Raw genomic sequence first — 19,609 nt, forward strand, 5'->3', positions numbered from 1 at the left:
ACCAGCGAGCCTGATTTTAATCATTGAAATATGTGGTGCCCTTATGAGTAATTTAAAATCAGATAGCGTCATTGCCTGCTTAGACTGTCCGAACTATGTGCAAGCTGTTTTGGATGCCAGTATGTGGGCCGCAACCCGTCTGCAAGCGCCGATTGGCCTGCTCCATTCTGTACCAAGCTTACAACAAAAAGCCGCCGTTGATTATTCAGGTTGCCTCAATGTTGATGATGAAAATATCTTGTTAGACCAATTCACGGCAAAAGAGCATTTGAGTAATAGTGAGCTAAAAGCCCAAGGTAAACTGCTGCTACATCAAGCCAGCACTTACTGCGAGCAGCAACGCCATAAGCTTAAAACCTATACCCTACATCGGCATGAAAGTCTAAATGAAAGTATCGATTACGTCGATGATAAGGCACAATTAATCGTCATCGGTCATCATGTCACCTGCAAATCCACCTTGAGCCAGCTTATTCGTTTAAGCCACTGCCCCATTTTGGTGACTCATGCAGCATTTTCACCCCCAACAACGGCACTATTTGCTTTTGATAATAGCCCCACCTCGCATAAATTACTCAATTGGCTTTGCAAAACACCACTTGTTCGCGCGTTGACCGTCCATATCGTCATGGTTGGTAAAGAAAATTCAGAAAACTGCGATGCGTTACGGGAAGCCTATGCTCGCCTTAAGCAAGCGGGTATCAAATGTAAAAAGGCTTTACTTGATTGCCGCGATGTAACGGCCGCCTTAAACTATTATCAAAGCAAGAACGATATTGGGCTGCTGATGACGGGTGCTTTTGGTCAACCGCGTTTGCTTGAGCTGCTAAAAGGTAGTGAAACCAAAAAACTGCTCGGTAGTACTAAAACCCCGTATTTACTCTTTCCCAAAGCTTAAAGCCGCTTGTTTATTTGAATACTGAGGCGAAATTTTAAGCACTATTATCATTAATAGCGTTTTTCATGCAGTATTTTTAAAAATATAACTCACTTAATTCTGTGCCATCTTTACCTGTTTTTCTCCCAGTTTCTCTTATCAAGTTGTCACATGAAATAAAGTGATGGCCTCCCCAAGTGCTTAAAAAGTTGGTTATAATAAAGTGTTCATTTACTCAACGTTAAAGGTTAATCACACTGACTGATATCAATAAAAGCAATGTCATCATGGCGATATAAGCAGTGTTCTTTGTCATTATCATGGGTATTTTTAAGCTGATGCGTGCAGACCTACCAACCCCCCTTGAGTAGGTTTGGCACAATTCTTGAACTACTCACTGTAATCCTGACAATAATATGAGCGAGCAAATTGCCTCTATTAACCTGTGACATCATCTATATAAGGATTTTTTTATGAAGCTAATCACTGCGATCTTAAAACCGTTTAAGCTCGATGATGTGCGTGAAGCGCTTTCTGACATCGGTGTAAAAGGCGTCACCGTCACCGAAGTCAAAGGTTTTGGTCGTCAAAAAGGTCATACTGAGCTTTATCGCGGTGCCGAGTATGTGGTGGACTTTTTACCTAAAGTAAAAGTCGAAGTGGCAGTTATGGATGAGATGGTTGAGCCTGCTATCGAAGCCATTACGCGTATTGCCAGTACTGGCAAAATTGGCGACGGCAAGATATTTGTGACCAATCTTGAGCAAGTCATTCGTATTCGTACGGGTGAGACAGGTCCTGACGCTATTTAATAGTTAAGTGCTAGAGCGCCTATAAACACTGATTTATGGGTCATCTCGATCATTGTACTGCATATATTCAAGGGGGAATTAACACGCAACACCAAATTTTTGAACTCCAGTACGCGCTAGATACGTTTTACTTCTTAACCTATGAGACCTAGTCATATGGATAGCCGTCGGCTTTAGCATGCTAGAAGCAGGACTGGTACGCTCAAATTCGGTGCACGGCGTGGCGGGCTTATTCGGTCTGCCGCTAGTCCCTTTGACTAATCTAGGTGCTATCTTGCTAGGTCTGCGTATCTGAGAAGAAGAAGAATATCAGGGAGCAGACATTGCTGAATGTGGTATGGAAGCGTATCCAAAATTTATAAGGTAAAAATATCTAAGATGGTTTTATTGTTGATCGGCTAGTCACCAACAATAAAATGCCTGTTAATAAAAGTCTATTCCACTAAATTCCATTAAAAATCCCACATCACCTCTCGGTCATGTGGGATTTTTTATTTTTATACTTTATATGATATTTAGTTCAAAGTCAGAAGTAACTTTTATTCAGAACCAATTTTTATAAAGCAGCGCTATACCAGCTTATTTCTTTTGCCACGTTTGGCTACGTGAGAATGGGCCAATATAGCCTTTTAGTTTTAAGGTATTGCCGCTTAGGTTAGCCGTCATACGGTAATCTTTACCTTTTTCAGGGTCAGTAATTGTACCACCACTATATTTACCACCACCGTCAGCTTTTAAACCTTTGATGATAGTCGTGCCAATATGCTTCTTACCTTTGGCTGAGTTGGTATCGATAAGCTTACCCGTCAATACACCATTTGATTCAGTGATTTTAACCAAACCTTTTGGTTGACCTTCATCATAAGTCTGCCAAGTAGTGTTGTGTAATGGGTCAGCGGCGAATGCCATACTTGCCATGGTAATACCAGCAACTGCTAAAGTGGTCTTTGCAAATAATTTCATAAATTGACTCCCTTCATTTAATGATTACTAGAAACGGTGTGTTTCTGATATCCGAGGCTTATCCTTTTATCAACAATATTTTATTTGAAGCGCTATGGTTCTATACTGGTTTTAAGTTAGTCGCCTACATTAATACTCAATTAATGAGTAGCTTTACATAAAATATTCGATCGACACAAGCGATGTCTTGACTCATTATAAGCGATTTTAAGATTTTGCCTAGTAATTTTTTTATAGTTTATTATTTCTCTAAAACCAAAAGCATATCAACCAGTTACAGGAACGGATTGTCTATAATTTTGCCCGATTGGTCATCTTTTTCTTTTGACTTATCATCATTATTACTATATTGGTTTCGATTTTTAAATGCCAGCATAATTTTACTGGTGAGCTCATGTAGCTGCTGTGCTTGCTCATATCCCGTCTCATCAAATACCAGATTAATGTCCCCATAAATAATTATTTTGTCTTCTTGATTTTCGATTATAAGCTCACCAATTTGCATACTTTCATGATTATTCATAAAGGGTTCAATCATTCGAGCCTCCTCTACTGTAACAATACCTTACGTGGATTTGCAATGCTGTGGGGATTCAGTTTCCTTTAAATGACTTATGCTCTTAATTGTGCCACGAGCCATTCAATGATAGCTAGCACAAATATCATCCAAGTGGGCTCTTCTGGAGAACTTTCTGGTAAATCTGAACTTTCTCCTGCCTTCAAAGGTAAATCGAACGCGCGCGCTTTGGTTTGAGCGTCAAGAATCGGTAAAACATCAATGCCAATCTTAGCCGTTAATTCATCAAGACTAATCACTTCTATACGCTCTGACTCATCATTGGGTGCATAATACACCCCTGCTTGGTTACTCGCTGGGATATATACTGCTTTAAAAAAGTGACTTGGCACCAGTACGCGATTCGCCAATTGCTTGGTTTTTTTGTTGGTAAATGCCACCCCTGTGATGGTGTAAACCTCGCCATATTGCTGGGTTAAATAGCGTGTAGCAGACTCAATATTACGCCAAATATAGCGATTATTACGCGGCGATTGCGGTGCGATATTGGCGAGGCTAAAGCTATCGTATTGTTGGCTGCGATTGGCCATATTGCCATTAGGCGCTAAATGGCCGCGATCGTAGCCGGAGCCTGAATAATCAGACAACTTGGCGCGCATAGATTTTGGTAGGCGGCTTTCTTCGTGAAAGTTGTCTTCACGGTCGATTTGTTTGGCTTGCTGCAAGCGCTTACGGTCGAGATGTTCTGCTGACCACAGCGGTGTGCGCGATACGCCTGAGTACATGACGGCAAAACCGTCCATGCATAGCGATTGGGTGTTATTTTTTAGCTTAGGATTGGTGAACTCAGGATAGATACCACCATAGAAAGACTGACTACATTGACTAAGGTCATCCGCGTGAGCAGAGGTGATGCCTACTATGACAGTGAACATTGTCGTTATGAAGCTATTTTTAACGCTCGTTTTATTTTTAAAAAAACTTATCATGCCACTCTCAACCATCTGTGCCGACCATTACGTAGACGCTATCCTAGCAGGCAGTTAGCAATAAAGAAAGATATGGCGCAGGCCGTGACATTTTAAATGCTATCCGCTATACTTAGCCAGTCAAAAATCAGCAGCGTCCGAAAACGCTCTGTCTAAACGGTGAAGTGGGTGAGTGGCTGAAACCGCACGCCTGGAAAGTGTGTATACGTTCATAGCGTATCGAGGGTTCGAATCCCTCCTTCACCGCCAATCTTATCTGCTTAATCAAAGCCTCCCGTATTCCTCTCTTGTCCTACCACATTCTAAATACCTATAAAATCCTTTAAAAAACAGAGCCTAAAGCTTATATTTGACCTTTTAAATGCTAGTCAATTGAGACAACCAAAACATCAATGCTAATAGCATGGCTAATAATACTGGCGGCGTTATCAGTAGACCGATCTTTATATATTGACTCCTACTGATTTTATAGTTTTTTTCTGCCAATACATGCAGCCATAACAACCATGATAACGACGCCAAATTTCTGATAGGCGTGAATTTCGGACCTAATTCATTGTCAATGACCTTGGCATTAATCTTTAGCTTTCGAATAGCAGTTAAAATTTGGCATTATTAGCGGCATCCTTATCCTTTAATATGCCTTACCACTTCTCCATTCTCTTTAGTGAAACTATCTACTGGATTGTCCAATAATTCAAACACTCGCTCTACCGGTCGGCACAGCGCAGCGCCTTTATCGGTAACAACAATAGGACGATTGATTAAAATGGGGTGCGCTATCATAGCATCAATCAATTGCTCATCAGTTAGTGCTGCATTGTCTAAGTTAAGTTCTGTATAAATATCCTCCTTACTACGTAATAGCTCGCGTGGGGTAATATTCATCAATGCCAATAGCTCGGTTAAGTAACCACGAGATGGCGGTGTTTTTAAATATTCCACCACCTCGGGCTTCTCACCTGAGGCCTGCATGATGGCGAGGGTATTACGCGAAGAGCTGCATTTAGGGTTGTGAAGAATCGTTGGAATCATAAGGTCTTCCTCTCTTAGAATTGAAGGGCTCAGTTTAGTTCGAATTGATATCATTAAATAAAAATATAATTAGACAAACTTTCAAATAAATAGGCGTTCAATTGAAAAAATCGCCTTTACATCATAAAAGCGAAACTATGGCAAAAAAATTACTCACTATATCGCGAGTGGTATTGGTTAGTGCTGGTACCGTTATCGCGATTGATTGCGCCGTGTTAATGGCAGTTGGCAAAATTAACTTTGGCACTGTGGTCCCTTTCTTATTGGGCAGCGCCTTTGTCGCTCATGGGATATTTTGGCACGCCATTCGTAAGTTTACTAGTCAAAACCCTTTTCGAAATCGTCTTTGGTATGCACTATGGCTGCTATTCTTTATCTGGCTTATGAGCTTTGCTCTGTTCGTTTTTTCATTGCAGCAGCAAATTAAGCAGAGCGCGCAGCCTGTCCCTGATGTCGCTGCAGTTATCGTATTAGGGTCAGGAACGGTCGAAGGAAAGCCGACACCGACGCTTGCTAAGCGTTTAGATACGGCCGCGCCACTGATTAAATCACAACCAAAAGCTTTAGCGCTGACCAGTGGTGGAATCGGTATTGGACAGACGCACAGTGAAGCGAATATTATGGCGAGCTATTTACATGAGGCACATGGCATTGCCTTTGAGCACATTTTGCAAGAAGGTAAAAGCACCAGTACTGCTGAAAACTTAATCAATAGCCAAGTAATATTGGAGACGAAAGGTGTTTCTATCAAAGCACCGGTTGCTATTGTAACCAGTGATTTTCATACCATTCGCGCCGCGGCCATAGCTAGGCATCAAGGCTATCAGCAGCCCATTATGCTCGCCAGCCCTACGCCGCTATCAATTCGCTATAACGCGTGGTTTCGTGAATATTTTGCCTTTGCTAGTGGCTGGCTCTTAGGTGAATACTAGTTATAAAAGCCATCAATAAGGTAAATTGGCAAATAACGTGGACCTTTAACTTAGACCTTTAATACAAATAATAACCACAATCTCTTTCACAAATATAATAACAATGGACTTCTCTATGCTCGTCGATATTTTATTAATCATTCATTTTATCTTACTGGTACTGATATCTTTGCGCGTCCTTGCACGCCATGATTTAACAGCGCCGGCGCGTTTGGCTTGGATGGTCATATTGTTCGTTTTGCCTTATTTTGGCGTGTTGGTTTATTGGATGTTCGGCGAGGTGCATTTGGGGCGCGACTTCACGCGTAAACGTGAGGAAATCATTGAGAAACTACGTCAGCATCGACCAGAGGTGCTTGGTAGTGAGACAGCTTTACTACATGCAGTGAAGCCTGAATACCGAGCAGCGTTTGATTATTCGGCAAAAGCCACCGGCTTTCAGACCACGGTGGGCAATCGTGCCGAGCTAATGGCAGATGCGGCTGAGACGCGCAAACGTATGATTGCTGATTTTGATGCGGCGACCGATCATATCCATGTGCTGTATTATATTTGGTTGGCTGATGACATGGGGATGGCTACCGCCCAAGCACTCATTCGGGCAGCAAAGCGCGGCGTTACCTGCCGAGCGATGGTCGATGGCATGGGCTCGCGTAAGATAGTTGGCTCAAAGATATGGCAAGAAATGAAGGAAGCTGGCGTGCAAGTTAGTGTCGCGCTGCCGTTGACTAATGTCTTAAAGGTGCTGCTATTTAGTCGTATTGATTTGCGCAATCACCGCAAGATTACCGTGATTGATGGCAAAATTGGCTATTCTGGAAGCCGTAACTGCGCCGACCCTGAGTTTCGCGTGAAGGCAAAATACGCCCCTTGGATCGACATCATGCTGCGCATCGAAGGACCCATCGTGGCGCAAAATCAAATGCTATTTGCCAGCGATTGGTTGACTGAGAATCCCGTCACGCCGCTCGATAGCTTTCCTTATTCGTCAGATTTACAACCAAATCTGCTGCCCAATAGTTTTGCCGCTCAAGTTTTCTCTGATGGTCCGACCCAGGCCCACGGCACCACACCGCAGTTTTTAGGTGCCTTAATTAGTCAAGCTCAGCATACGCTGATCATTTCTACACCTTATTTTGTGCCAGATTACTCACTGGTTAGCATTCTATGTGCGACAGCCTATCGCGGGGTTGACGTTACAATGATTTTTCCGAAGAAAAACGACTCCTTTATCGTTGCTGCGACCAGTCACAGTTATTATTGGGAATTGCTCGAGGCTGGCGTAAAAATCTACGAGTATAAGCCGGGGTTGCTACACGCCAAAACCCTGACCGTCGATGGTGAAATCAGTTTGATTGGTTCAACCAATTTGGATTTACGTAGTTTTCATTTGAATTATGAAAATAATATCGTCTTTAGCGACAATAAGCTAACTGCAGATATTATGGAGCGCCAATATCAGTATATCGCTGACTCAGATGAGGTTACGCGTGAAGAAGTGAAAAACTGGCCGCTACCTTATCGAATTTGGAACAATATTATTGCCACGATGGGACCTATTTTATAAGTTGGCCCTATCTTTTTGCAAAACATAGATAACAAAATTGGCTTGCGTTTCAAAAGGCTTCACTGCCACTTCTTGTAGCAGCGCTTGTCTATTCTCGCTGCGCGCACGATAGGCGTAAGGGGTCATGGTCATTAAATCTGCCAAATCCTCTGCGGATAAATTTAGCTCAGTACTGACGCGATGGGTCTCTAAAAGTTGAAAATAAGGCGTCAATTCGTCCAAAAACTTATCAGAATCATGCTCGCGGACGTCATCAAATAGTGCTTCACGCATCGTCGCCAAATGCCCAACATCAGGCTTAGCGATGATGAGATAACCTTCCTCGCTTAATACCTCATGAAACGCTGCTGGCAAGATTGGGCTAAAAATACTGCTAATACCATCGACGCTGTGCGCGCGCAACGGCAAATGCGCGGCGCTGGTAACAAGCGGATAAATGGCTGCCGACTTAGTGAAATCATCTTTAATTTCTTGATACCAAAGCTGATCCAAGGTTTTACTAGCTTTTGCCAGCTCTACAACGGCAGGTTTACTAATGTCTGCCGCAATGAGAATATCCATGCCCGTTTGCGCCATTGCCTGCGTGTAATAGCCTTCTCCGCAGCCAATATCTAGCCAGTTAATGGGCTTATCTTTTTGGTTAGTACTAGATTTTTTTGTCGTCAGTAACGCCGCCATTTTTTGGCAAACGAGCGCTTGTAGCGACTGATAATGACCTGCAGTTAAAAACCGCTTGCGTGCCTCGATAGATTGTCGACTGTCGCCCGGTGCCTTGGATTTTTTTTGTTGTACGGGCAACAGATTCACGTAACCCTGCCGCGCAACATCAAATGGATGGCTAATGTGCTTGGGGTTCAAACTGCCATCGCAGCGCCATGTATCGGCAGCGGGCTGCATGGGTGATTGACAAAGGGGACAAACAAATAAGGCCACAAGCATCTCAAAGTCATTGCAATAGGACTGGTATTTTAACAAAGTTCAGACCGGCTGCGGGATAAAAGGCGCGATAAAAACGGAGAAGAAAACTTATAAACAAGTATTAAAAAAAGCCATCTCAACTAGGCTGAGATGGCTTTTGCATAAATGATATTTTTATTCACTATCAAATGGGATGGCTTAACGTAGTTTTAAAGTCATTAGTCCAAGAATCACAAGGATAATGGCAATAATCCAAAATCGAGCCACCACCTGGGTTTCTTTCCAACCAATCTCTTCAAAGTGGTGATGCAAGGGTGCCATCCGAAAGACGCGTTTTTTGCGTAGTTTATAAGAGCCAACTTGGAGCATAACCGACAATGCTTCGGCAACGAATAGACCACCCATAATGGCAAAGGCAATTTCTTGACGGGTCATAACGGCAATTGTACCGAGCATCGCGCCCAACGCCAGTGCGCCAACATCACCCATAAATACTTGTGCGGGATGGGCATTAAACCATAAGAAACCAAGTCCTGCACCAATCATTGCGCCGCAGACAATAATCACTTCTGAGTTGTAGGCAATATAAGGCACATGCAAATAATCAGCAAAACGTACGTCGCCTGAGACATAAGCCATCGCGCCTAAACCTGCCGCCACCAAGACCACGGGTAAAATGGCTAAACCATCCAAACCATCGGTTAAGTTGACGGCGTTTGAGGCACCATTAATCACAAAATAAGTAAAGATGATAAAGCCAATACCAAATGGTACTGCCGAAAAAGGAATCATCCAATCTTTAAAAATCGGTAGCAGCAAATCCTGCATCTCACGCGTGGTCGTCATATCTGGTTGCAAAGTAGCGATATAATATAAAGACACGCCGACGAATAATGCGCCCATCGACAGCCAAAAGTACTTTTTACGGGCGATTAGACCTTTGGGGTCTTTATATTTAATTTTAAGCCAATCATCCGCCCAGCCGACCGCGCCAAAGATGACCATCACCACGAGCAAAATCCACACATAAGGATTGTTTAAACGTGCCCACAGTAAAGTCGAGACCCCTATCGCGCTTAAAATCAGCACCCCACCCATGGTCGGTGTACCAGTCTTGACCAAATGTGATTGCGGACCATCATTGCGAATCGCCTGACCGTACTTAAGCGCACGCAAACGTTTAATCACCCGGCTACCAAAAACCATACTAAATACAAGTGCGGTAATGACCGCCAGTAACGCCCGTAGCGTCAACGAAGAAACCGCAGAAAACGGTGTATAATACTGGCCAAGCCAGCCAAACAACCAAACTAACACCGCCTACTCCTCGACTAGCGCATTGATAAGGGTTTCCATCTCCATGGAACGTGAGCCTTTAAACAGCACCGTACAAGACTGCGCCTGTTGGGCTTGTAAATAGGACTGCAAATACGCCAATAAACTGTCTTTATCAGCGAACGCATGAGCGCTAATAGCAGAAATTTCTTGCGCGCCTGCTACCGTATAAGGCGCGTATTCGCCAACACACAGCAGCACATCGATGCCCGTGGTCGCAATCGTCCGGCCCAAACTTTGATGCTCACTAATTGCCGCCTCGCCTAGCTCCGCAATATCGCCAAGTACCATTACTTGCGTTCCCGTTTGCGCCGCAAGTACTTTAGCTGCCGCTCGCACCGAATGCGGATTGGCATTATAAGTATCATCAATCAAGCGATGCATACCAAGTAGCTGACTGTTCAACCGCCCTTTTGCAGGACGAGCGTTTTCAAGCCCGACAACGATATCGCTGATGTCAATATTTAGCGCATACGCACAAGCAGCAGCGGCCAAAGCGTTATTAACATTATGCTCGCCCGCTAATGGCAGATTGATATCATGAACTTGGTTACCGATATGTAGCTTAAATTCACTGCGCTCAGGCTCGACATCTAAATGACTGGCACTGACATCCGTATTACCAAAACCTATCACATGCGAGGTGTACTTTTCGGCAATACGGCGCAATTGATTGGTAAAGTCGTCTTTATCAGGAACGATGGCGAATTGAGCGTCGCTTAAGGTATGATAAATTTCAGCCTTGGTTTGGCAAATGCCTTCACGGCTACCAAATTCACCCAAATGGGCGGTACCAATATTTAAGATACATGCAACATCAGGCTGAACAATTTCGGTAGTATAAGCAATCTCGCCAATGTGGTTAGCGCCCAACTCCAAAATCGCATAGCGATGGTAGTCGGATAACTCGAGCAACATCATCGGCACACCCAAGTCATTATTTAGATTGCCACGGGTAATCAGCGTTGGTGCTAATCTGCCAAAGATACTACCGAGCATCTCTTTGCAGGTGGTTTTGCCGCTAGAGCCAGTAATGGCAATCACGGTTAAATTTTTATGCTGCTGCCGACGATACGCAGCCAGTTGGCCGAGCGCTAAGCGGGTATCATTAACGATTAGTTGCGGAATGCCATGAGTATCAGTGGTGGAAATAGGGCGTGAAACAATAGCCGCAACCGCGCCTTTTTCTATAGCAATATTAAGATAATCATGACCGTCAAAATTATCCCCTGTTAATGCTAAAAAGATATCACCAGCTTTTATAGTTCGGGTATCGGTAGCAATACGAGTACTGCTAATTGGTTTTATTGCGTCATGATTTGACTCTGCTTGTTTTTTATCAAACTGCCAATGTCCATCAAGTACTGCGGTTGTCGCAAGCAGATTGTCTGCTTGCCAGACATACAGCCCTTGCGACTGAATGTTGTTATCGTTGTCGGCTGTCATAATGATTACCTTATATATGATGACTACTTATCTTTGATAATTAAAAATATAGGTTTTTAAAAAAGTATAAAAACAAGCTGCTGCGCTATGATTTATTTATCAATGCTATACGCGCCCTGCTTGTTTTAAGGCATATTGCAAAATAACGCTGTCGTCAAAATCATAACGGACGTGATTAATTTCTTGATAGGTCTCATGACCTTTTCCCGCGATAACGACGATATCATCAGGCGCTGCTTGATTGACTGCATATTCGATAGCAGTTTGGCGCGCAGGCTCGATATGAGTACGTTGATATTGTTCATTTGTCATACCCGCTTGCATATCTTGCAAGATCGCCTTTGGGTCTTCAGAACGTGGATTGTCCGCCGTCAATACAACCTTGTCCGCGCCTGCCAATCCGGCTTGCGCCATCAATGGACGCTTGCCCGCATCACGGTCGCCACCGCAACCAAACACTGCCCAAAGCTGACCTGTACAATGGGTTTTTAGGCTAGCAAGCACCTGGCTTAATGCATCAGGAGTATGAGCATAATCAACAATAAAACAGCCGTTATTAGACGGCACGCGCTGCATTCGTCCAATCGCTCCTTGCAGTTGCGAAACAACGGCAGCAATGCTTTCAAGACTAATTTCTAAAGCCACTGCAGCTGCCATAGCCGCAAGTAAATTGGCGACGTTAAAACGCCCTAATAATGGGCTAATGATATTAATAGTATGAATTTTTTCATTGCCAAAATCTGTACGCAGCGTAATCTCAACGCCTTGCAAACTTGGCGTGATATCAGCGGCGACGAAAGTAGCCATTTTTGACGGGTCTAAGCTATAGGTCCAAACTGTCAAATCACTGGCATGGGCGGTGTCGAGCATAATCTGCGCATACTCGTCATCGATATTGATAATGGCGTGGGTTAACTCTGGAAAATGTGCTTTATCAAACAGCTTGGCTTTTGCCGCTGCATATTCTGCCATATCGGCATGATAATCGAGATGATCACGGCTCAAATTGGTATAAATCGCTACCGACACTGGCATACCTTGTAATCGCTGCTGGTCTAGGCCATGCGAGCTGGCTTCTAAGGCCAATAATTCTGCCTTCTCAAGGCCCATTTGATATAAAAACTGCTGTACCGCTAAGGCATCGCCCGTGGTATGACTGGCCTGTTCCAGAGCACCAAGTCTGCCATTGCCCGCCGTTCCCATCACCGCGCTGCTCATGCCAGTCAACTGTGTCAATTGCGCAACCAATTGACTGATGGTCGTTTTGCCATTGGTTCCCGTCACCGCGACTACGGTTGGCAAGGTCACAGCCTGCTGATATTGCAACCGTGCTTGAATGAGACTGCCTAAAAAATCGCGAATATTGGGAACGTATAAAACTGGACAAGGCAGGGCAGCTAATTGCTGCTGAGCTACCGACTGTGAATCAACAGGAGATAATTGAATATTGGCATGGGGTGGTACATTAGCTTTAGACAGCAAAGCAATTGGATCAATTTCTGATAGGATAAAAGCCGACTGTTCAGTGGCTTGATAAAGATAATCACGACTTTTTTGACAATTCGGTGTTTGACTTTTTAATGAGACAAAAACATCGTTGGCCGCTAACTGACGACTGTCTAAGCAGAATTGCTGAAAGGGGATATTGGCAACCAAATCTATTGAATTGGATAGCTTCTGCTTTGCCATCATCGCAGACAATGCCTGCGCTAAACTATGGCGGTGGCTTTGTCCATTAGCCTTGCTCCCACTGCCGCTGGCTTCAATCAGCTGTTGCAAGGTGACTGGGGTGCTGCTTAGCGGCGAGGTGGACAGTGTCATGGGCAAATCCTAAACGGTTAAAACGCATCATATAGTTAAGGGCGGACAATTAAAAACTATTTTTTAGCTACTGGTCTTCGGTCTTTAGCGGCTTATCTAACGGCACGTTATACAAACGCAGCGCCTCTTTCATGACGTTATGGAAAACGGGTGCTACGGTTAAACCCGCATAAATTTGACCTCGCGGGTCTTCGATAAGCATCACACCGACCAGCTTAGGATTGGACGCTGGCGCTATACCTGCAAAGACGTTACGATACTGGTCGCTATAGTAGCCGCCTTTCGGATTGATACGCCGCGAGGTTCCTGTTTTACCAGCAACGCGATAACCATCGATGGCCGCAGCTTTTGCGGTACCACCCGGCTCGGTCACACTTTCTAGCATCTGTACGATAGACATGGCTTGTTCATGCGCCATGATACGTTTGCTTGGCTGTTTTTTGTCATCTTTAATTAAGGTTAATGGATGCATCACGCCGCCCGCTGCCAGCGCCGAATACGCCTGCGCCACCTGCGCCACCGTTACTTGCAAACCATAACCATAACTGACTGTTGCCCGTCTTGAGGTTTCTTTTTCTTTTGGTGTAACGACGAGGCCACTGCCCTCACCAGGGAATTGCAGCGGTGTTTTTGCCCCAAAGCCAAACTGCCTTTGCATATTAGTAATGGCATCAGGCGGCAAAGATAAAGCAATCTTGGTCGAGGCCACATTACTAGATTTTTGCAATAGCGTCGCAAGCGTAATGCGTCCCAGATTATTATGGTCACGAATCGTATAACCGCGCACACGGATAGAGCCAGGATTGGTATCAATTAAAGAGGTCGTCGTGTACTTACCTGAGTCTAATGCGGCGGCAACGGTAAACGGTTTCATAACAGAACCGGGCTCAAAGACATCAAGTAGCGCGCGGTTTCGCTGGTTTTCACCCGTCATCTCATTGAGATTATTCGAGTTAAATGACGGCCACGTCGATAAAGCCAGCACCTCACCAGTCTGAACATCAACAATCATACCTGTCGACCAGCGCGCTTTTTGTAGGCGACCCGCTTTTTCTAGCTCTTTATAGAGCAAATATTGTAGTCGTGAATCAATGGTTAGCGCGACATCTTTACCTGGTATTTCTGGCTTAACTTGCTTGATTTCTTTAAGGCTGTTTTGCTTGGCGTCTTTTAATACCAATACTTTACCGTCATCACCCGCCAGCTCAGTTTCGTATTGACGTTCGATACCAGCACGCCCTTCATAACCCCCTTCAGGGTCGCTAGCGTTTTGACCCATAAATCCTAACAACTGCGAGTTCGGCTGCGGCTGCGGATAATAGCGCTGGAAGAAGTTTTTTTCATACACGCCCGGGAAATCTAGCGAGCTAACACTTTGTGCAATCTCTGGCGTTACTTTATTAAGAAGCGGCAGATAATGCGATCCTGCACCCGATGGCAATGCCGCTTTAACAGCCTCTTCATCAGTAACGTCGATACTGTCATCAATAGCCGTGACCTTTTTGAGCTCAGTGAGCGAAATATTGGCAGCGGCAGCAAGCGTGGTCAAATCCATATTGTCCAAGCGTTTTTGCATTCGCGCGATCAGCTGCGGACTTTCAGGGTTGGTCAAGATAATACGTTTAAGCTCGTAATATTCGCGCGCGTAATCATGCGGACTAAAAGATACGGTCGCCAGTGGTGCACTGACCGCTAACGGTAAATCATTACGATCAGTAATCATACCGCGATAAGATTTTTGCGTTCTTACGCTAGTGATGAGCTCGTTGCCTTTATCTTGGTAAAACTGAGCATTAGCAACTTGTAAATAATAAGCCCGGCTGATGAGTAGGCCTAAAATAATTAATGATAGCGCCCAAATGGTACGGAAACGGTTTTTATCTTGCTCGACTCCGCCGCGAGACGACGCCCCCGATGCCTTTCCCAGAAAGGTTCTTTTGCTTTTTTGGGTTTTAACACTGGTATAAGCGCCCTGCTCTTCGTTCTTTTTTAGGCGACTAAATAACTTATCTTTGCGGTTATCTTTAGCTTTATTATCTTTTTTACCACCTGTCTGTCCAGATTTGGCGGCACTAGCACGGCGTAGCGGCTTAGTGACTTTGCCGCTGGTTGCTTTTTTGTTGCTATTCTTGACGGTGGCTTTGCCGTTTTTGACGGTAGGCTTTTTATCACTCATTGTCCTGCCTCCGCTAGGTCGGCATCCGCTTCAAAAAAATCTGTTTCATTAGCAGCCGCACCTTCGCCATCAGCCTCGTCCGGTGCTAGTGTGAGCTTAACCGCGGCCCCGGGTTGAATAATCAGCTTATCTTTAAGCGTGGGGGAAAACATTCCCAACTCGGCAACCGCACGACTGGCGATTTGCGGGGTCGCACTAAAGGTCTGCTGCTCAATCAGCAAGCGCTGATGTTCCACTTGCAACTTACGCTCTTGTTTTTTCATATCTTGCAAGGTTTTATAATCCTGATGATATTGCTGAACGCCTTCGGCCGTTTTGATACCACTCCAAATAATCGCGGCTGCAAGCAACAATAATATGACCACATAAATACTGACCACATTAAATCGGCGCACGAATAATTCGCCAATGTCTGTGTTAGGGGGCATTGCAGTGCGGCGGTCTACAGGTTTGTCAGATATTGCCATGACGATCTCAAAAAAGTGAACTTCAAAATATAAAAAGCGATAACTATTTGCGAGTGATAAAACCCTTTTAAGCCATCAGCACCATCAATAAAAACGAAAACGACTACGAACAGAAATAAAACTAAAACCAAGCAAAAAAGTAACTGCTGAGCCTAGCAGATAATATTTACAGCTTTTTAACAGCCGCGTAAGTATTAAAACATTTGGTCATAAATAGCTACATAAACCACTGACAGAAATCCTTTCAATAATAACTATCTACCATTCCTGCTTGCCATCATGCAAAATTTTCTCACTGTTATATTTCAGCGTTAGACAAATAATCGGTATCGGTACGCGTTGCCATGCGCAGCCATGCACTGCGGGCACGTGGATTTTGGCTTAGCTCTGCTTTACTAGGACCGATACGTTTTGGCTTGGTAAAATATCGCGGACGCTTTGGCGGCATTGGCAAGTTTTCATCCTCAGGATATTGACCTTTGCTATGACGCTGAAAAAACTGCTTAATACGGCGATCCTCTAATGAATGAAAGCTAATGACGGCCAGCTGACCACCCGATTTTAAAATTGGAACGCTTTGCGTTAAAAAATCATCAACATCGCCAAGCTCATTATTGATAAAAATACGCATCGCCTGAAAGCTTTGGGTCGCTGGATGCTTGCCACGCTGCCAGTTTGGATGCGCCGCTTTTATTACCTCTGCCAACGCAAGCGTGGAGTCATAGCTGTCCATCTGCTTAATCGCACGCGCGATTCGACGACTGTGACGCTCTTCACCAAACTCATAAAGCACATTGGCCAAGGTCTCATCATCGACTGTCTCTAGCCACTCGGCAACCGACTGCCCGCGACTGGTATCCATTCGCATATCGACTGCGCCATCGCGCATAAAGCTAAACCCGCGATTACCGTCATCAATCTGTGGCGAGGAGATACCCAAATCTGCCATTAAACCGTCCACTTTCGTGATACCCATATTAGCTAAGCTATCGGTCAAGGTCGCAAAACTGTCATGAACCACTTTGACGCGGCTATCAGTCTTTGCCAAATCGCGAGCAACGCTAATGGCCGTCGGGTCTTTATCGAAAACAACCAAGGTTGCATCGTCAGCAAGCTGGCTTAATAGCAGACGGCTATGACCACCACGGCCAAAAGTCGCATCGACGTATATCCCACTCATTTGTAAGCCACTTTGTTGGTCGTCATCTTTTTGCTTAGGTAGCGATTTAACGCCTAACACCGCCGCCACCGTTTCTTGTAGAAGCACGGCATCATGGACGAAATTTAATTCATCAGAACCCGCTTGCTCTATGACTGGCTCTTGAGCAATATTTTGCGCAGATTTTTCGACAGAAATGCTGTCTATAGCATTATCCGCAACCGCTGACTCAGGGTTAGCAGAGGCATTAGAATGACTGACTTTAGAATTGGGCGTATGGTTTAGCGTGTTTTTTGGCTTTGGTTTCGATATGGACACAAACGACTCAGTAGATGATGGCCTTTTTGGCCAGTAATAGTAAAAAATCAGATGAAAATAAACAAGTTATGACTCACCTAGCATTATTATCGCAAGGATACACGGCTAGTCAAGCGCTAGAGAGGCTTTTCGTTAAAAATATCTCAGCTCTCTGTTATACTAGCGCTATATTTTACGCTATTTTTCTTTATTGACGGCTAGTGTTTCATCCATATTCTTCATTCAATTGTTTTATTTGAATTGAGCTTTAATTTTTTTCACCGCTTCAACCATTAATAACCCTATTCCGAGATTTTTATGACCCAATCATTGACCCAACCTACTACTGATGGCAAGCGCCCTATTCGTACTCGTATTGCACCTTCACCGACTGGTTTTCCGCATGTCGGGACCGCTTATATCGCGCTATTTAATTTGGCTTTTGCCAAAGCCCACGGCGGCGAATTTATTTTACGAATCGAAGACACCGATCAAACGCGCTCAACCGAACAATCTGAAAAAATGATTTTAGATGCGCTTCGTTGGGTCGGTCTTGACTGGGCGGAAGGTCCAGATATTGGCGGCCCACATGCGCCATATCGTCAGAGCGAGCGTAGTGATATTTATAAAAAACACGCTGAGCAGCTGATAGAAAACGATCACGCTTTCCGTTGCTTTTGTACGACTGAAGAGCTCGATGCGATGCGCGCTGAACAAATGGCCAATGGCGAAACGCCGCGATATGATGGCCGCTGCGCACATTTAGCACCAGAGAAAACCGCGCAACTGGTTGCTGAAGAAAAGCCGCACGTGATTCGTATGCGCGTGCCAACCGAAGGCGTCTGCCAGATTCATGACATGCTGCGCGGAACGGTTGAGATTCCTTGGACGCAGGTCGATATGCAAGTGCTGCTAAAAACTGACGGCATGCCAACGTATCATTTGGCCAACGTCGTCGATGACCACTTGATGGAAATCAGTCACGTCATGCGCGGTGAAGAATGGCTCAACTCGGCGCCAAAGCATCAACTGCTTTATGAGTATTTTGGTTGGGAGATGCCAACCCTTTGCCATATGCCATTACTGCGTAACCCAGATAAATCAAAGCTGTCAAAACGTAAAAACCCAACCTCGATTACTTATTATCGCGATGCCGGCGTGCTCCCTGAAGCCTTGCTCAATTATCTCGGTCGTATGGGCTATTCAATGCCTGACGAAGCTGAGAAATTCACCTTGGAGGAAATGATTGCCAGCTTTGATATTCAGCGTGTGTCCCTTGGCGGTCCTATTTTTGATATCGAAAAACTCAACTGGCTCAATGCCGAATGGCTTCGTGCGCTCACCCCTGAAGAGCTAAAAAACAAAATCCTCAACTGGGCAAGTGACAGTGATAAATTGACCGCGATTGCCGCGGCGATTCAGCCTCGTATTGAACTACTGTCTGATGCGGTCAATTGGGGCGGTTTCTATTTCCAAAACCTACCTGATATCACAGCAGAGAGCTTTACGCATAAATCACTGACGCCTGAGCAAATTACCGAAATGCTACAACTGGCGCTTTGGCAACTAGAAACTTTACCGACGTGGTCGGAAGAAAATATCTACGCCACACTAAAAGGTCTTGCGGCTCATCTTGATATTAAAATGCGTGACTTTATGGCACCGTTTTTTATCGCTATCGCTGGCAGCACCTCATCGACGCCTGTCATGAACTCCATGGCGATTATTGGTGCTGATATGACTCTGACACGCTTACGTCATGCGATTGATGTGCTTGGCGGTTTGGGTAAAAAGAAACTGAAAAAACTAGAGAAACAAGCGGCAGAACTGCCAGACTTCTTAGCTGATAAATAGTTTGTCGGCTGAATAATCTTGCATTTGTTAATTAAAAATAGAATGCATGAATAATAAAAAGGGTCAGGCTAATACTGGCCCTTTTTTACGTTAATCTCCGTACTAAAATGCCCATAATTAGCCGTTTAAATACTTTTAATAACTTTTTTTGCATATTTACGCATTATTTTTAAAATAGCAGTTGACAAGACTGCCGCTCTTACCTAAAATACGCACACTCTTAGCGAGGGGCTATAGCTCAGTTGGTAGAGCACTTGCATGGCATGCAAGGGGTCAACGGTTCGACTCCGTTTAGCTCCACCATACTATTTATCGCAACGCTCAGTATGACTGAAACTTAACATAAATACTCGCTAGTAGGACGATATCAGCACCTAGGCAAGGCTTGCTCTATTAATAGATAAGCACTCTGATATTGTGAAGTACCGTTGTAACCCTTGGTTA

17 protein-coding genes and 2 tRNA genes are annotated in these 19,609 nt (G+C 44.5%); 7 read left to right on the forward strand and 12 right to left on the reverse strand.

The features are described 5' to 3' along the window. Both B4K26_RS06905 and B4K26_RS06910 read left to right on the forward strand, forming a co-directional pair. Window positions 1–898 (forward strand): hypothetical protein (locus tag B4K26_RS06905; RefSeq protein WP_296244376.1); only part of this gene is annotated, 898 nt, incomplete at its 5' end. Between the two features lie 452 nt (window positions 899–1,350). Next, the gene (locus tag B4K26_RS06910; RefSeq protein WP_011514651.1) at window positions 1,351–1,689 is read left to right on the forward strand and encodes a P-II family nitrogen regulator; all 339 of its coding nucleotides are present in this window, start codon (window positions 1,351–1,353) and stop codon (window positions 1,687–1,689) included. 579 nt (window positions 1,690–2,268) lie between these two features. Here the strand turns inward: B4K26_RS06910 and B4K26_RS06915 are convergent. From B4K26_RS06915 to B4K26_RS06925, 3 genes are all read right to left on the reverse strand, one after another. Further along, entirely contained in the window at window positions 2,269–2,652 is a 384-nt protein-coding gene (locus B4K26_RS06915; RefSeq protein ID WP_296244377.1) for a DUF2147 domain-containing protein, read from the reverse strand. Between the two features lie 274 nt (window positions 2,653–2,926). Further along, window positions 2,927–3,190: a hypothetical protein gene (locus B4K26_RS06920; RefSeq protein ID WP_296244379.1), complete on the reverse strand. Its 264-nt coding sequence runs from the start codon at window positions 3,188–3,190 to the stop codon at window positions 2,927–2,929. A gap of 74 nt (window positions 3,191–3,264) precedes the next feature. Then, entirely contained in the window at window positions 3,265–4,104 is an 840-nt protein-coding gene (locus B4K26_RS06925; RefSeq protein ID WP_296244381.1) for a DNA/RNA non-specific endonuclease, read from the reverse strand. 212 nt (window positions 4,105–4,316) lie between these two features. Between B4K26_RS06925 and B4K26_RS06930 the strand changes: the two genes are divergently transcribed. Then, window positions 4,317–4,407 (forward strand) — tRNA-Ser (locus B4K26_RS06930). Window positions 4,408–4,515: 108 nt separating this feature from the next. On the opposite strand, the gene B4K26_RS06935 is transcribed toward B4K26_RS06930, so the two are convergent. After that, a complete protein-coding gene (locus B4K26_RS06935; protein WP_313631231.1) occupies window positions 4,516–4,764 on the reverse strand; it encodes an ArsB/NhaD family transporter in 249 nt (82 codons plus the stop codon). A 21-nt stretch (window positions 4,765–4,785) separates the two neighbouring features. Then, entirely contained in the window at window positions 4,786–5,193 is a 408-nt protein-coding gene (gene arsC, locus B4K26_RS06940; RefSeq protein ID WP_296244382.1) for an arsenate reductase (glutaredoxin), read from the reverse strand. Between the two features lie 137 nt (window positions 5,194–5,330). On the opposite strand from arsC, the gene B4K26_RS06945 reads away from it, so the two are divergent. Both B4K26_RS06945 and cls read left to right on the forward strand, forming a co-directional pair. Further along, window positions 5,331–6,125: a YdcF family protein gene (locus tag B4K26_RS06945; protein WP_296244393.1), complete on the forward strand. Its 795-nt coding sequence runs from the start codon at window positions 5,331–5,333 to the stop codon at window positions 6,123–6,125. Between the two features lie 115 nt (window positions 6,126–6,240). Next, window positions 6,241–7,692, forward strand: coding sequence for a cardiolipin synthase (cls, locus tag B4K26_RS06950; RefSeq protein WP_296244394.1), 1,452 nt, complete (start codon window positions 6,241–6,243; stop codon window positions 7,690–7,692). On the opposite strand, the gene B4K26_RS06955 is transcribed toward cls, so the two are convergent. The 7 genes from B4K26_RS06955 to rsmH all read right to left on the reverse strand — a co-directional run bounded on the left by B4K26_RS06955 (window position 7,687) and on the right by rsmH (window position 17,167). After that, window positions 7,687–8,631 carry a putative RNA methyltransferase gene (locus B4K26_RS06955; protein ID WP_296244395.1) on the reverse strand — a complete coding sequence of 315 codons (945 nt, stop codon included), beginning with the start codon at window positions 8,629–8,631 and terminating at the stop codon, window positions 7,687–7,689. The two genes, cls and B4K26_RS06955, sit on opposite strands and share 6 nt — an antisense overlap. A 177-nt stretch (window positions 8,632–8,808) precedes the next feature. After that, window positions 8,809–9,927: a phospho-N-acetylmuramoyl-pentapeptide-transferase gene (gene mraY, locus B4K26_RS06960; RefSeq protein WP_296244396.1), complete on the reverse strand. Its 1,119-nt coding sequence runs from the start codon at window positions 9,925–9,927 to the stop codon at window positions 8,809–8,811. Window positions 9,928–9,930: 3 nt separating this feature from the next. Next, window positions 9,931–11,391, reverse strand: coding sequence for a UDP-N-acetylmuramoyl-tripeptide--D-alanyl-D-alanine ligase (locus B4K26_RS06965; protein WP_296244397.1), 1,461 nt, complete (start codon window positions 11,389–11,391; stop codon window positions 9,931–9,933). Between the two features lie 105 nt (window positions 11,392–11,496). Then, the gene (locus B4K26_RS06970) at window positions 11,497–13,212 is read right to left on the reverse strand and encodes a UDP-N-acetylmuramoyl-L-alanyl-D-glutamate--2,6-diaminopimelate ligase (protein ID WP_296244398.1); all 1,716 of its coding nucleotides are present in this window, start codon (window positions 13,210–13,212) and stop codon (window positions 11,497–11,499) included. 67 nt (window positions 13,213–13,279) lie between these two features. Next, entirely contained in the window at window positions 13,280–15,388 is a 2,109-nt protein-coding gene (locus B4K26_RS06975) for a peptidoglycan D,D-transpeptidase FtsI family protein (RefSeq protein WP_296244399.1), read from the reverse strand. After that, the gene (ftsL, locus tag B4K26_RS06980) at window positions 15,385–15,855 is read right to left on the reverse strand and encodes a cell division protein FtsL (protein WP_296244400.1); all 471 of its coding nucleotides are present in this window, start codon (window positions 15,853–15,855) and stop codon (window positions 15,385–15,387) included. The genes B4K26_RS06975 and ftsL overlap by 4 nt, the downstream gene beginning before the upstream one ends. Window positions 15,856–16,153: 298 nt before the next feature. Beyond that, window positions 16,154–17,167: a 16S rRNA (cytosine(1402)-N(4))-methyltransferase RsmH gene (rsmH, locus tag B4K26_RS06985; RefSeq protein ID WP_296244460.1), complete on the reverse strand. Its 1,014-nt coding sequence runs from the start codon at window positions 17,165–17,167 to the stop codon at window positions 16,154–16,156. A gap of 462 nt (window positions 17,168–17,629) precedes the next feature. On the opposite strand from rsmH, the gene gltX reads away from it, so the two are divergent. Both gltX and B4K26_RS06995 read left to right on the forward strand, forming a co-directional pair. Then, window positions 17,630–19,165, forward strand: a complete 1,536-nt coding sequence (gene gltX / locus B4K26_RS06990) for a glutamate--tRNA ligase (RefSeq protein ID WP_409521375.1) — start codon at window positions 17,630–17,632, stop codon at window positions 19,163–19,165. Window positions 19,166–19,392: 227 nt separating this feature from the next. Further along, window positions 19,393–19,468, forward strand: a tRNA-Ala gene (locus B4K26_RS06995). Window positions 19,469–19,609 lie beyond the last annotated feature (141 nt).

It is taken from the genome of Psychrobacter sp. UBA6766, from assembly GCF_002453355.1.
Taxonomy (GTDB): domain Bacteria; phylum Pseudomonadota; class Gammaproteobacteria; order Pseudomonadales; family Moraxellaceae; genus Psychrobacter.

What these genes read in the sequence shown, in the direction of transcription:
- B4K26_RS06910 (WP_011514651.1), top strand. Translation starts at nt 1,351, where the DNA reads ATGAAGCTAATCACTGCGATCTTAAAACCGTTTAAGCTCGATGATGTG.
- B4K26_RS06915 (WP_296244377.1), bottom strand. Translation starts at nt 2,652, where the DNA reads ATGAAATTATTTGCAAAGACCACTTTAGCAGTTGCTGGTATTACCATG.
- B4K26_RS06920 (WP_296244379.1), bottom strand. Translation starts at nt 3,190, where the DNA reads ATGATTGAACCCTTTATGAATAATCATGAAAGTATGCAAATTGGTGAG.
- B4K26_RS06925 (WP_296244381.1), bottom strand. Translation starts at nt 4,104, where the DNA reads ATGTTCACTGTCATAGTAGGCATCACCTCTGCTCACGCGGATGACCTT.
- arsC (WP_296244382.1), bottom strand. Translation starts at nt 5,193, where the DNA reads ATGATTCCAACGATTCTTCACAACCCTAAATGCAGCTCTTCGCGTAAT.
- B4K26_RS06945 (WP_296244393.1), top strand. Translation starts at nt 5,331, where the DNA reads ATGGCAAAAAAATTACTCACTATATCGCGAGTGGTATTGGTTAGTGCT.
- cls (WP_296244394.1), top strand. Translation starts at nt 6,241, where the DNA reads ATGCTCGTCGATATTTTATTAATCATTCATTTTATCTTACTGGTACTG.
- B4K26_RS06955 (WP_296244395.1), bottom strand. Translation starts at nt 8,631, where the DNA reads ATGCTTGTGGCCTTATTTGTTTGTCCCCTTTGTCAATCACCCATGCAG.
- B4K26_RS06965 (WP_296244397.1), bottom strand. Translation starts at nt 11,391, where the DNA reads ATGACAGCCGACAACGATAACAACATTCAGTCGCAAGGGCTGTATGTC.
- B4K26_RS06970 (WP_296244398.1), bottom strand. Translation starts at nt 13,212, where the DNA reads ATGACACTGTCCACCTCGCCGCTAAGCAGCACCCCAGTCACCTTGCAA.
- B4K26_RS06975 (WP_296244399.1), bottom strand. Translation starts at nt 15,388, where the DNA reads ATGAGTGATAAAAAGCCTACCGTCAAAAACGGCAAAGCCACCGTCAAG.
- ftsL (WP_296244400.1), bottom strand. Translation starts at nt 15,855, where the DNA reads ATGGCAATATCTGACAAACCTGTAGACCGCCGCACTGCAATGCCCCCT.
- gltX (WP_409521375.1), top strand. Translation starts at nt 17,630, where the DNA reads ATGACCCAATCATTGACCCAACCTACTACTGATGGCAAGCGCCCTATT.